Annotated in this window: 11 protein-coding genes; 10 read left to right on the forward strand and 1 reads right to left on the reverse strand. The window is 60.8% G+C overall.

Going from position 1 to position 12,419, the window contains the following annotated elements; all coding sequences use genetic code 11:
- The first annotated feature begins 140 nt into the window (after window positions 1–140).
- The 7 genes from phoR (at window position 141) to phoB (ending at window position 8,005) form a co-directional block, all read left to right on the forward strand.
- Complete coding sequence (phoR, locus tag IM739_RS05310; RefSeq protein ID WP_442981094.1) at window positions 141–1,505, forward strand: phosphate regulon sensor histidine kinase PhoR; 1,365 nt, start codon at window positions 141–143, stop codon at window positions 1,503–1,505.
- Between the two features lie 188 nt (window positions 1,506–1,693).
- Window positions 1,694–2,719, forward strand: a complete 1,026-nt coding sequence (locus IM739_RS05315; RefSeq protein WP_237370165.1) for a PstS family phosphate ABC transporter substrate-binding protein — start codon at window positions 1,694–1,696, stop codon at window positions 2,717–2,719.
- 181 nt (window positions 2,720–2,900) lie between these two features.
- Window positions 2,901–4,388, forward strand: coding sequence for a phosphate ABC transporter permease subunit PstC (gene pstC / locus IM739_RS05320; protein ID WP_237370166.1), 1,488 nt, complete (start codon window positions 2,901–2,903; stop codon window positions 4,386–4,388).
- Window positions 4,385–5,704 (forward strand): phosphate ABC transporter permease PstA, encoded by a 1,320-nt coding sequence (gene pstA, locus IM739_RS05325; RefSeq protein ID WP_237370167.1) that lies wholly within the window; start codon window positions 4,385–4,387, stop codon window positions 5,702–5,704. The genes pstC and pstA overlap by 4 nt, the downstream gene beginning before the upstream one ends.
- Before the next feature lie 13 nt (window positions 5,705–5,717).
- The gene (pstB, locus tag IM739_RS05330; RefSeq protein ID WP_237370168.1) at window positions 5,718–6,533 is read left to right on the forward strand and encodes a phosphate ABC transporter ATP-binding protein PstB; all 816 of its coding nucleotides are present in this window, start codon (window positions 5,718–5,720) and stop codon (window positions 6,531–6,533) included.
- Between the two features lie 47 nt (window positions 6,534–6,580).
- The gene (phoU, locus tag IM739_RS05335) at window positions 6,581–7,294 is read left to right on the forward strand and encodes a phosphate signaling complex protein PhoU (RefSeq protein ID WP_007607801.1); all 714 of its coding nucleotides are present in this window, start codon (window positions 6,581–6,583) and stop codon (window positions 7,292–7,294) included.
- Between the two features lie 27 nt (window positions 7,295–7,321).
- Window positions 7,322–8,005 carry a phosphate regulon transcriptional regulator PhoB gene (gene phoB, locus IM739_RS05340; RefSeq protein WP_007607803.1) on the forward strand — a complete coding sequence of 228 codons (684 nt, stop codon included), beginning with the start codon at window positions 7,322–7,324 and terminating at the stop codon, window positions 8,003–8,005.
- A 93-nt stretch (window positions 8,006–8,098) separates the two neighbouring features.
- On the opposite strand, the gene IM739_RS05345 is transcribed toward phoB, so the two are convergent.
- Window positions 8,099–8,632, reverse strand: a complete 534-nt coding sequence (locus IM739_RS05345; protein WP_237370169.1) for a GcrA family cell cycle regulator — start codon at window positions 8,630–8,632, stop codon at window positions 8,099–8,101.
- 437 nt (window positions 8,633–9,069) lie between these two features.
- On the opposite strand from IM739_RS05345, the gene IM739_RS05350 reads away from it, so the two are divergent.
- The 3 genes from IM739_RS05350 to IM739_RS05360 all read left to right on the forward strand — a co-directional run bounded on the left by IM739_RS05350 (window position 9,070) and on the right by IM739_RS05360 (window position 12,323).
- Window positions 9,070–10,266 carry an aspartate aminotransferase family protein gene (locus IM739_RS05350; RefSeq protein ID WP_237370170.1) on the forward strand — a complete coding sequence of 399 codons (1,197 nt, stop codon included), beginning with the start codon at window positions 9,070–9,072 and terminating at the stop codon, window positions 10,264–10,266.
- A 24-nt stretch (window positions 10,267–10,290) separates the two neighbouring features.
- Window positions 10,291–11,208, forward strand: coding sequence for an ornithine carbamoyltransferase (gene argF, locus IM739_RS05355; protein ID WP_237370171.1), 918 nt, complete (start codon window positions 10,291–10,293; stop codon window positions 11,206–11,208).
- Between the two features lie 125 nt (window positions 11,209–11,333).
- The gene (locus IM739_RS05360; RefSeq protein ID WP_237370172.1) at window positions 11,334–12,323 is read left to right on the forward strand and encodes an Hsp33 family molecular chaperone; all 990 of its coding nucleotides are present in this window, start codon (window positions 11,334–11,336) and stop codon (window positions 12,321–12,323) included.
- Window positions 12,324–12,419 lie beyond the last annotated feature (96 nt).

Consider the following 12,419-nt stretch of genomic DNA (forward strand, 5'->3'; position numbering starts at 1 on the left):
GCGTCAATCCGCAGTTGTTCGCTCATAGTGAGCGCATGGAGGCCATGATTTCAAGCCTTTGCTGATAGGCGACGGAGTCTCGGCCGCGGGGATAAATCGAAAGCGCCGATAGCGGGTCGCTGAAACTTCTGTCATGAATCATGGCTATCAGGGTTGTGACACATGATTGGCGAGGCCTTCTGCGCGTGACTGAAGACGATGATACCGGCGGCTGGCGCCGCGCGACGCGGCATGTTTTGTCCGGCTGGCCGTATATTGTCGCAGCACTTGCCGTTTCGCTTTCGGCCTATGGCGCCGGCGCAAAGCCCGGGTTCGCCGCGGCACTGTTCATCATGTTTTTCGCGCTCATCCTGCTGCGCCGTCCGCCGCCGGTCGAAGGCCGGGTCGCGACCACGGGTTCGTCCGAGGTCGAGCCGCTGGCTTCTGATCCGTCGCCCCAGATCGCGGCCGTGATCGACGCTCTGGATCTGCCGATCTTTGTCATGGGACGCGAGGCCGACCTGTTGGCGCAGAACCGGGCGGCGGAAAAGGCCTTCGGTTCTTTGGCTGTGGGCGCGCATATTTCCGCCCGCTGGCGCTCGCCGGGCATTCTCGACATGGTCCGGGAAACCATCGCGACCGGAGAACCCAACCAGATCGAACATTCCGAGCGCTTGCCGTCCGAGCGCGTCTATGTTGTGCGCATCACCCCCGTTTCGCTCCGGGATCCGCCGGTCCAACCTGTCGCGGGCCAGACTGGGACTCAGGCTGGTGAAGCAATGGATACGGCAGGCAACGCCCGGTTCTTCCTGCTGTCCTTCAAGGATATTTCCGACCTTCGGCGTCTTGATCAGATGCGCAGCGATTTTGTTGCCAATGCCAGCCACGAGCTGCGCACGCCGCTTGCCTCCCTGCGCGGCTTCATCGAGACGATGCAGGGGCCGGCCAAGGACGACCTCAAGGCGAAAGAACGTTTCCTGTCGATCATGCTCGACCAGGCCAATCGCATGAGCCGTCTCGTCGATGATCTGCTGTCTTTGTCGCGGCTCGAACTGAAGGCTCATCTCGCGCCCGATCGCATGGTCGATCTCGCGCCGGTGCTCGGCCATGTCCGGGATTCGCTGGCGCCGCTGGCAAGCGACCTGAATGTGGACATCCGGCTCCAGGTGCCCGACGGCAAGGTCGAGGTGCTGGGTGATCGGGACGAGCTGGTACAGGTGTTCGAAAACCTGATCGAGAATGCATGCAAATACGGTCAGGACGGCAAGTTCATCGAAGTCACGGTTCGCCACGAAGCGGGAGGCTCCGCGGAAGTCAGCGTCCGGGACCATGGGCCGGGCATCCCGGCAGAGCATGTGCCGCGACTGACCGAACGTTTTTACCGTGTCAGTGTCGAGGACAGTCGCTCGAAAAAGGGTACCGGCCTGGGTCTGGCTATCGTCAAGCATATCCTGACGCGCCACCGAGCCCGGCTGATCGTGAAGTCGGAATTGGGCAAGGGGACCGACTTTACCGTCCGCTTCTGACATAAATCATCGGACTTTCAGCGGTGTTCTGAGAAAGATCAAGCAATTTCAATTGCTTGGTCTGTCACAAATGTTTCATCGAACTGACATAAAAGCAGTGGGCAAGAGCCGCTAAGACCGTCTTGCCGATCCTCGGAGAACGACGGTACGGCCGCAAAGACACACAAGCCCACCCTTGGGAGATTATGATGAACACTCTGAAACTTTCCGTCGCGGCGCTGGTCGCCTCCGTTGCCTTCGCTGGCGCGGCTGCTGCTCGTGATCAGGTACAGGTTGCCGGCTCGTCGACCGTTCTGCCCTATGCAAAGATCGTTGCCGAAACCTTCGGCGAAACCTTCCCCAACTTCAAAACCCCGGTTGTTGAATCCGGCGGTTCTTCGGCTGGCCTCAAGGAATTCTGCAAGGGCGTAGGCCCTGAGACCATCGACATTGCCAATTCCTCGCGCAAGATCAAGGATTCGGAAGTCGAGGCCTGCAAGACTGCCGGCGTCACCGAAATCCAGGAAGTTCAGTTCGGTTACGACGGTATCGTTTTCGCAACCGACGCCGGCAATGCCGACCTGAAGCTCGTTCCGGCCGACCTCTACCAGGCTCTCGCCGCAGAAATCGTGGTTGACGGCAAGCTCGTTGCCAACCCTTACAAGAAGTGGTCAGAAGTCAACAAAGACCTGCCGGACGTCGCTATCGCTGCCTACATCCCGGGCGAAAAGCACGGCACCCGCGAAGTCTTTGAAGAAAAGGTCATGGCACACGGCTGCAAGGACACCGGCGCCCAGGACATCATCAAGACCCTGGTTGACGAAAAGACCGCTCCGAAGAAGTGCATCGCAGTTCGCAAGGACGGCCTGGCTGTCGACATCGACGGCGACTACACCGAGACCCTCGCTCGTATCTCGGCCAACAAGGACGGCATCGGCGTATTCGGCCTCTCCTTCTACGAAAACAATGCTGACAAGCTGAAGGTTGCGACCGTCAATGGTATCGCTCCGTCGGTTGAAACCGTCGCCAGCGGCGAGTATCCGGTTTCCCGTCCGCTGTTCTTCTACGTCAAGAAGGCTCACATGGGCGTTATCCCGGGCCTCAAGGAATACGTAGAATTCTTCGTTTCCGACCAGATGGTTGGCCCGGACAGCCCGCTGGCTGCCTACGGCCTCGTTCCGGCTCCGGACGCTGAGCGCGAAGAGACCCGCACCAAGTTTGCCGGTGGCATGTAATCAACACCTTTGGCGCGGCAGCAATGCCGCGCCAATATTCTGTTGGAGAGGCTGAAGCCTCTGTAACCCTCGCTGGCATTTTCCGCCACCGTGCGACAAATACCGCCAGCTGTGACTTTGTGCAGCGCAGTTCATTTTACTTGGCTGGCTGTTCATGCCGGTCATGTCGGGGGAAGTTCCGATGAGTACATCCATTCTTCTGCTGCTTGTTCTAGCCATTGGTGTCGTCGCCTATGTTCTGGCGTCTGCTCGAGCCAATGCGCTGGCAGGGGGCAAGCCATCCAATTTGCATTCCCGCTACGGGTATCACGGTGCTTTCGCGGCAATCTGCGCCATCTTGCCAGCCATCCTTTTGATGGCAGTCTGGTCGCTTGCAACTCCGGCCGTCGTTGAAAATCGCGTGCGCGCGTCCTTCCCCGAAGATGTGAAGGCGTTGCCGGAGGCAACCATCAACCTCAACTACGGCATGGTCACCGCGATTGCCCGCGGCATGGGCGGACTTGATACCGAAGAGCGCAGCCGCCTCGTCGCCATGCCGGCAGCGGATGCTCGCGCACTGCTCGCCGATCGCGGTGTCCCGCTTGCCGATGATCCGCAGCCCTACATGGTCAAGGCCGCTGCCGAGGTTCTCGATCTGTCGGCGACAAACCGGCTGATCCTGACGATCGCGGCTCTTGTGATTTCGGCAGCCGGCGCCTTTTTCGGCCTTCGCGCCGTTGCGCCGCGCTTTCGCGCGCGCAACCGGGTCGAAAGCATCATCCTTGTGTCGCTCATCATGGCATCATCGATCGCCATTCTGACCACGGTCGGTATCGTGCTGTCGATGCTGACGGAGGCGACCCACTTCTTCCGCATGGTCCCGGCCTGGGAGTTCTTCTTCGGCACGGTTTGGGATCCGCGCTTTGCCTCTGCCGGCACTTCGGATTCGTCCGGTCAGTTCGGCCTGATCCCGCTGCTGCTCGGCACGCTGTATATCGGCTTCGTCGCCATGCTCTTTGCCGTGCCGATCGGCCTGTTCTCGGCCATCTACATGGCCGAATATGCCTCGCCGCGGCTCCGCTCGATAGCAAAGCCACTGCTCGAGGTCCTGGCCGGCATCCCGACCATCGTCTACGGCTTCTTTGCCTTGACCTCGGTTGGTCCGTTCCTGCGCGATATCTCGGCTCAGATCAACGGCATCGCGACGGGCAATTTCGTCAACTTCATCCAGGCGCAGTCCGTGCTCACCGCGGGTTTCGTCATGGGCATCATGTTGATCCCCTATGTTTCGTCGCTGTCCGACGACATTATTACAGCGGTGCCGCGCTCGCTGCGTGACGGCTCGCTCGGCCTTGGAGCCACGCGCTCCGAAACCGTCAAGCGCGTCATCCTGCCGGCAGCACTTCCGGGCATTGTCGGCGCGCTGCTGATGACCGCCTCGCGCGCCATCGGCGAAACCATGATCGTGGTGCTGGCCGCCGGTGTTGCCGCCCGCATGCAGCTCAACCCTTTTGAGCCGATGACCACCGTGACCGTTAAGATCGTCAACCAGTTGACCGGCGACCTTGAGTTTACCTCGCCGCAGACACTCGTTGCATTCGCACTCGGCATCACGCTGTTTGCCATCACGCTTTGCCTCAACATCTATGCGCTTTACATAGTGCGCAAATACCGGGAGCAGTACGAATGAGCCAGGTCGTTTCTGCCACGACGACGGCCCCAGCCGGTGCCGCCACGCGCCGCGACATCGGGGTCAAGCGCCGCTACGCCGCTGAACGTCGCTTCCGTGCCTATGGCATTGCCGCGATCTCCTTCGGCTTGCTTTTCCTCTTTGTTCTGCTGAATTCCGTTGTCTCCAAGGGCTACACGGCGTTCCAGCAGACCATGATCACGGTTCCGATCGAGTTCAGCGAAAAGGTCATCGATCCGACTGGAAAGCGCGCTGAAAACCCGAATATCCTCGTGATGGCCAACTATCCGGTCCTCGCACGCGATGCGGTGGCAAAGGTCCTCGGCGTTGATGTCAAGAACCGTGCCGCGGCCCGTCAGGTCAGCGAACTGCTGTCAGACAGCATCCGCGTCCAGCTACGCGATATCGTCCAGGCCAATCCTTCGGTGATCGGCAATACGGTGAATGTCACCCTCTTGGCACACGGCAATGTCGACAGCGCCTTCAAGGGCCAGATCGATCTGTCGGTTGCAGAGAGCAACCGCAAGATCTCCGACCAGCAACTGACCTGGATCAACACGCTGGCCGAAAGCGGCGCCCTGTCGAAGCATTTCAACACAGGTATCTTCATCAACGGCGCGTCGAGCCGTCCGGAAGCTGCCGGCGTCGGTGTCGCCCTGATCGGCTCGGCCTACATGATGCTTATCGTGCTGGTTCTGTCGCTGCCGATCGGTGTCGCCGCCTCGATCTATCTCGAGGAGTTTGCTCCGAAGAACCGCTTCACGGACCTTATCGAGGTGAACATCAACAACCTCGCGGCGGTTCCGTCGATCGTCTACGGTCTGCTGGGTCTTGCCGTGTTCATCAATTTCGGCGGCTTCCCGCGCTCGGCCTCGATTGTCGGCGGCCTGGTGCTCACCCTGATGACCCTGCCAACGATCATCATCGCGACCCGTGCCGCGCTCAAGGCCGTGCCACCATCGATCCGTGCGGCTGCGCTCGGCCTGGGTGCGTCGAAGATGCAGACCGTGTTCCACCACGTCCTGCCGCTTGCCATGCCTGGCATCCTGACCGGCACGATCATCGGTCTGGCGCATGCACTGGGCGAGACCGCCCCGCTGCTGCTGATCGGCATGGTCGCCTTCGTTGCCGATTATCCGACCACGCCGATGGATCCGGCAACGGCACTTCCGGTGCAGATCTACATGTGGGCCAATGAAGCCGAACGGGCTTTTGTCGAGCGGACATCGGGAGCTATCATGATCCTGTTGATGTTCCTTCTCGTCATGAATGTGGGTGCAATTCTGTTGCGGCGTCGTTTCGAGCGGCGCTGGTAGAGGGAGTAGGGACATGAACATGATGTCGGAAGCAGCTGTCGAGAAAGCGCTGGAACAGAAGATGACTGAATCGAACTACAAGATGATGGGCAAGGACGTGTCGGTTTACTACGGCGAGAAGCGCGCGCTTTTCGACGTGAACCTGAATGTCCGCGAAAACACGGTGACCGCGCTGATCGGCCCTTCGGGTTGCGGCAAGTCAACCTTCCTTCGCACGCTCAACCGCATGAACGATACGATCGACGGTTGCCGCGTCACGGGCAAGATTACACTCGACAGCACGGATATCTACGATCCGTCGATCGACGTTGTCGAACTGCGTGCGCGCGTCGGCATGGTGTTCCAGAAGCCGAACCCGTTCCCGAAGTCGATCTATGAAAACGTCTCCTATGGTCCGCGGATTCACGGCCTCGCCAAGAACAAGGCCGATCTCGATGTCATCGTCGAACAGAGCCTTCAGAAGGCCGGTTTGTGGAATGAGGTGAAGGATCGCTTGCTTGAATCCGGCACGGGTCTGTCCGGCGGTCAGCAGCAGCGCCTTTGCATTGCTCGCGCGATCGCGGTCAGCCCGGAAGTGATCCTGATGGACGAACCCTGTTCGGCGCTCGATCCGATCGCGACCGCAAAGATCGAGGAGCTGATCCACGAACTGCGCACCAATTTCACCATCGTCATCGTTACCCACTCGATGCAGCAGGCCGCCCGCGTTTCCCAGCGCACGGCCATGTTCCATCTCGGCCTTCTGGTCGAGGAAAACGATACGGACAAGATGTTCACCAATCCGGATGACCAGCGCACCCAGGACTACATCATGGGTCGCTTCGGCTGAGGCGCACCCAGCGCGCTTCGTCTCAATCCAATTCAAGGAATGCGTTTATGGCTTCTTCCCACATCTACTCGGCCTTTGACGAGGAACTGAAATACCTGATGCGCCGCATCTCGGAAATGGGCGGCATGGCAGAACAGATGGTCGCTGAAAGCGTCCGCGCTCTGGTCAACACCGACGGCGCTCTGGCCCAGAAGGTCATCTCCGACGACGTCGTCATGGATGCGACCGAGCGTGAAATCGGCGACAAGGCGATCGTCATGATCGCGCGTCGCCAGCCGATGGCAGCCGATCTTCGCGAAATCATCGGTGCGCTGCGCATCGCCAGCGATCTGGAACGCGTCGGCGACCTCGGCAAGAGCAATTGCAAGCGCGTCATGGCGGTCCAGAGCTCGGGCATCCCGCGCAAGCTCGCCCGTGGCATCGAGCATCTGTCGGATCTTGCCCTTGCCCAGCTCAAGGAAGTGCTCGACGTCTACACCACCCGTTCGGCGGAAAAGGCGAAATCCATTCGCGATCGCGATGAAGAGATCGACTCCATGTACACCTCGCTGTTCCGCGAGCTGCTGACCTACATGATGGAAGATCCGCGCAACATCACCAGCTGCACGCATCTGCTTTTCTGCGCCAAGAACATCGAGCGTATCGGCGACCACGCGACCAATATCGCCGAAACCATCTACTACATGACGACCGGTGCCCAGCCCGAGGGTGAGCGTCCGAAGGAAGACCTCACGTCCTCTGTCGGCGCGATCAACGAGTAAGCCGTCACTAACGGGGTTTTGCCTTTCATGTTGCCGAAAATAGCTGTCGTAGAGGACGAGGAGGCGCTCAGCGTCCTCCTCCGCTACAATCTCGAGGCCGAAGGTTACGAGGTCGAGACGATCCTGCGTGGGGATGAAGCCGAGCTTCGTCTGCAGGAGCGCGTGCCGGATCTGTTGATCCTGGACTGGATGCTGCCGGGCGTTTCCGGCATCGAGCTTTGCCGTCGCCTGCGGGTGCGCCCGGAAACCGAGCGTCTGCCGATCATCATGTTGACGGCCCGGGGTGAGGAAAGCGAACGCGTCCGTGGCCTGGCGACCGGCGCCGACGACTATGTCGTCAAGCCGTTCTCGACTCCGGAACTGATGGCACGCGTCAAGGCCATGCTGCGCCGTGCCAAACCCGAGGTTCTGTCCAGTGTCCTGCGCTGCGGCGATATCGAGCTGGACCGCGAGACCCACCGGGTTCATCGCAAGAGCCGCGAAGTGCGCCTCGGCCCGACGGAATTCCGGTTGCTGGAATTCCTGATGGCCTCGCCCAGCCGCGTCTTTTCCCGCTCGCAACTGCTCGACGGCGTCTGGGGTCATGACATCTATGTCGACGAACGCACGGTCGACGTGCATGTCGGGCGCCTGCGCAAGGCTCTGAACTTCTCCAACATGCAGGATGTCATCCGCACCGTCCGCGGCGCGGGTTATTCAATGGAAGTCTGAGCATTGCGCCACCGGCATCCGGGCAATAAAAAACGGGCTCGAAAGCCCGTTTTTTTATGTCTGGTCTTTGGCTTCGGCGCTCGCCGTCAGCCCTCAGCGGGCTGCCCTGCGACGTTCGCTTACCGGCTGGTAGGCCATCTTGGCATGATAGCCGCAATACGGCGACGCATCGTTGATTTCGCAACCGCAGAAGTGGAAGTCATCCTTCATCGGGTCGCCGATCGGCCACTTGCAGGTGCGCTCGGTCAGTTCGGTCAATGCCAGGCGACGGGAAATCGGCACCACGACATTCGACGGACGCGAAACTTCGACTTCCTCGAAGATATCGACTTCGATCTCTTCTTTCAGCATGTTGCCGCCGGCCGCGCGGGTAACGGTACGGGTGGTTGTAGTGGCGCGGCCCTGGAATGTGGTCGGACGCTGTGTAGCCGGTGCAGGGCGCTTGGCCGGGCGGGCTGCCGATGTGCTGCCGCCTGCCTTGGCGCGGCCCGGCAGGTTCAGCCGGTGTACCTTGCCGATGACGGCGTTGCGGCTGACGCCGCCCAATTGCGCTGCGATCTGGCTCGCGCTCAAGCCTTCGGCCCAGAGGCGCTTTAGTCTCTCGACGCGTTCATCAGTCCAATTCATGCCGTATTTCTCCGCCGCTCGCGTGTATGATGGCAGAATCCCTCACCGTTGCTTCGAACGAATTCGAAACAAAAACCGCCTCGTTACTGTCGGTGACTATTTCCGCCGCATTGCTCAATTTATTGAATGTTAACCTACTGGTCGGGTGACTCTGTGACAAGAGTCGCGGGAATCATCTCGAATCGATTTCGTGGTTTTCCCCAACTTGCTTCCCGAGTGAGTCAAGTCTGCAACACTCCCAAACCGTGTCTGCGGCATGACGTCCGGTGCTTGTCGCAATCGCCTGCAGGCCCTCATTTTCCTGTAAGTTTCGTTGACATTGCAGGGTTAAATGGGGATAGTGCGTCCGCCGCCGCAAGGCGGCATTTTTAATTTTTGACCTGCCCACAGGCGTCTCCGCTGCCGCTGGACGCCGCCAATCAAGGATGACCAACGCCATGGCCGAAGCGACGCCGCTTTATCAGACCTACAATCGAGCGCCTCTGCGTTTCGAGCGAGGCGAGGGCGTCTGGCTCGTCACCGAGGGCGGCGACCGCTATCTCGATTTCGCCGCCGGCGTCGCCGTCAATTCGCTGGGGCACGCCCATCCGCATCTGGTCGAGGCGCTGAAGGCGCAGGCTGACAAGCTCTGGCATGTCTCCAATCTGTATGACGTGCCGGGCCAGGAAGCGCTTGCAAAGCGCCTGACAGAGGCAACGTTTGCCGATCGGGTCTTCTTCACCAATTCCGGTGCCGAAGCGCTGGAATGCGCGATCAAGACCGCGCGCCGCTATCATTTCACCAAGGGCCATCCGGAGAAATTCCACATCATCACTATGGAAGGCGCCTTTCACGGCCGCACCATCGCGACGATCGCGGCCGGTGGCCAGGAAAAGTATCTCGAGGGCTTCGGCCCCAAGGCGCCGGGCTTCGATCAGGTGCCGTTTGGTGACATGGACGCCGTCAAGGCGACCATCTCCGATGCGACGGCGGCCATTCTTGTCGAACCGGTTCAGGGCGAGGGCGGCATCCGCGCCATTCCCGTCGAGATGCTGCGTGAACTTCGCGCCATCTGCGACGAGCATGGTCTGCTGTTGATCCTCGACGAAGTACAGTCGGGCGTCGGCCGCACCGGCAAGTTCTTCGCCCATGAATGGTCGGGCATCACGCCGGACATCATGGCGGTGGCCAAGGGCATTGGCGGCGGCTTCCCGCTCGGCGCTTGCCTTGCCACCGAAGAGGCATCCATTGGCATGAAGGCCGGCACCCACGGCTCGACCTATGGCGGCAATCCGCTCGCCATGGCCGTCGGCAATGCGGTGCTCGATGTCGTGCTGGCCGATGGTTTTCTCGATCAGGTGCGCGATGTGGCGCTTGTCTTCCGCCAGGGGCTGGCCTCGCTGCAGGATCGTTTCCCCGATGTTATTGCGGAAATCCGTGGCGAAGGCCTGATGCTGGGCATCAAGGCCAAGGGCCCGAACACCGAATTGCTGATGGCCATGCGCGACCAGCATCTTCTTGGCGTGCCGGCCGGCGACAACGTCATTCGTTTGCTTCCGCCGCTGGTGACGACGGCAGAGGAAGCGCGCGATGGCCTGCGTCGCATCGAGCTTGCCGCGGAGCAGGTTCGTCAGAAGGCCGCAGCAATCGCTTGAAACGCGCAGGACAGGTAGACATTTATGGCATCTCCGAAGCACTTCCTCGATCTCTCCGCCGTGTCCTCCATGGACCTTCGCTCCATGATGGACGATGCGCGCAGCCGCAAGCAGGCGACCAAGGCCGGCACGGCTGACAGGCCGCTGGCCGGCAAGATGCTGGCGATGATCTTCGAGAAGCCGTCCACCCGAACACGCGTCTCCTTCGATGTCGGCATGCGCCAGCTCGGCGGCGAGACGCTGTTCCTGTCCGGCACCGAAATGCAGCTCGGCCGCGCCGAAACCATTGGTGACACAGCCAAGGTCCTGTCGCGCTATGTCGATGCGATCATGATCCGCACCACCGATCATTCCCGCCTGCTGGAAATGGCCGAACATGCCACCGTGCCGGTGATCAACGCCCTGACCGATCTCACGCATCCCTGCCAGATCATGGCCGACATCCTGACCATCGAGGAACATCGTGGACCGATCGCCGGCAAGACGCTTGCCTGGACCGGTGACGGCAACAACGTGCTGCATTCGCTCGTCGAAGGTGCTGCCCGTTTCGGCTACAAGATGAACATGGCCGTGCCGCTCGGTTCCGAGCCGGACGACAAGATCCTCAACTGGGCCCGCAACAACGGCGGCGAAATCATGCTGTGCCATGATGCCGATCGCGCCGTCGAAGGTGTCGACGCGGTCATCACGGACACCTGGATCTCGATGAACCAGGAACACAAGGCGCGCGGCCACAATGTCTTCCAGCCGTTCCAGGTCAATGCGGCGCTGATGAAAAAGGCCAGTAGCGAAGCCCTCTTCCTGCATTGCCTGCCCGCCCATCGCGGCGAGGAGGTGACGGACGAGGTCATCGATGGCCCGCAGTCTGTCGTCTTCGACGAGGCTGAAAACCGCCTGCATGCGCAAAAGTCCATTCTCGCGTGGTGCCTCGGCGCCATCTGAAGGCCATTGAACCGGGGCCTTGCCGCCCCGCTTGACCTTTGACGGCGGCGATACCATCTGAGCGCTTTCTCATGGGGCCGTTTCGGCCCTGCTTTTTCGCGCCGCCGGGCGCCAGGAGACCATTCATGTCGAACAAACAAGCCGAACTCGGCGAATTCGGTTTCGCCGGTGATGATCGTGTCGTGCCTTTCCAGGTCGAAGGCCTCGATGTTCGCGGTCGCGCCGTTCAGGTTGGCCCGCTGGTCAACACCATCCTCGATCGCCACGCCTATCCGCAACCCGTCGCCCGCCTGCTGGCGGAAGCGATCGTATTGACGGTGCTGATCGGCACTTCGTTGAAATTCGATGGCAAGTTCACGGTCCAGACCAAGGGCGATGGCCCGGTCGATCTCTTGGTCGCTGATTTCTCCACGCCGGAAAACGTCCGCGCCTATGCCCGTTTCAACGAGGAAGCGCTGGCTGAGGCGGTGGCTGCGGGCCAGACCTCGCCGGAACAGCTGCTCGGCAATGGCGTGCTCGCCTTCACAATAGACCAGGGCGCGTTCATGCAGCCATATCAGGGCATCGTGCCGCTCGACGGATCGTCGCTCGAGGATATCGCCGGCGTCTACTTCCGCCAGTCGGAACAGATCCCGACGCGGGTTCGCCTCGGTGCCGCCGAACTCTTCGACCGCGACGAGAACGGCAAGCCGCGCCGCACCTGGAGGGCAGGCGGCCTGATCGCCCAGTTCCTGCCCGAAGCGCCCGACCGCATGCGTCTGCCGGATCTGCATGGCGGTGATGGCGACGTGCGCGATTTTGAGGTTTCGCATGACGACGCCTGGGAAGAAGCGCGCATGCTGGTCGATACGATCGATGCCGACGAGCTCACTGACCCGCAGGTCGGCATCGAGCGCCTGCTGTTTCGCCTGTTTCACGAGCGCGGCGTTCGTGCCTACGCCCCGCAGGCCGTCTACGATCGCTGCAGCTGCTCGCGCGACAAGATCAAGGGTGTGCTCCAGGGCTTCTCGGCTGAAGAGATCGAGTCCAGCACCGAGGACGGCAAGATCACCGTCACCTGCGAGTTCTGCTCCACCAGCTATCACTACGAGCCGGCGGAAGTCGCCGCGGCGTAGTTGCCACTGACATGAAGAAAGGCCGGGGTAATCCGGCCCTTCGCGTGACTGTGATCCAGAGATAACCGGGGTCGGCTTGCGCATGACCCCGGGTTT

The sequence above is a fragment of the Rhizobium sp. SL42 genome (assembly GCF_021729845.1).
GTDB lineage: Bacteria > Pseudomonadota > Alphaproteobacteria > Rhizobiales > Rhizobiaceae > Allorhizobium.

Coding starts and splice junctions, on each gene's coding strand:
- phoR (WP_442981094.1), top strand. CDS start 141: ATGGCTATCAGGGTTGTGACACATGATTGGCGAGGCCTTCTGCGCGTG.
- IM739_RS05315 (WP_237370165.1), top strand. CDS start 1,694: ATGAACACTCTGAAACTTTCCGTCGCGGCGCTGGTCGCCTCCGTTGCC.
- pstC (WP_237370166.1), top strand. CDS start 2,901: ATGAGTACATCCATTCTTCTGCTGCTTGTTCTAGCCATTGGTGTCGTC.
- pstA (WP_237370167.1), top strand. CDS start 4,385: ATGAGCCAGGTCGTTTCTGCCACGACGACGGCCCCAGCCGGTGCCGCC.
- pstB (WP_237370168.1), top strand. CDS start 5,718: ATGAACATGATGTCGGAAGCAGCTGTCGAGAAAGCGCTGGAACAGAAG.
- phoU (WP_007607801.1), top strand. CDS start 6,581: ATGGCTTCTTCCCACATCTACTCGGCCTTTGACGAGGAACTGAAATAC.
- phoB (WP_007607803.1), top strand. CDS start 7,322: ATGTTGCCGAAAATAGCTGTCGTAGAGGACGAGGAGGCGCTCAGCGTC.
- IM739_RS05345 (WP_237370169.1), bottom strand. CDS start 8,632: ATGAATTGGACTGATGAACGCGTCGAGAGACTAAAGCGCCTCTGGGCC.
- IM739_RS05350 (WP_237370170.1), top strand. CDS start 9,070: ATGGCCGAAGCGACGCCGCTTTATCAGACCTACAATCGAGCGCCTCTG.
- argF (WP_237370171.1), top strand. CDS start 10,291: ATGGCATCTCCGAAGCACTTCCTCGATCTCTCCGCCGTGTCCTCCATG.
- IM739_RS05360 (WP_237370172.1), top strand. CDS start 11,334: ATGTCGAACAAACAAGCCGAACTCGGCGAATTCGGTTTCGCCGGTGAT.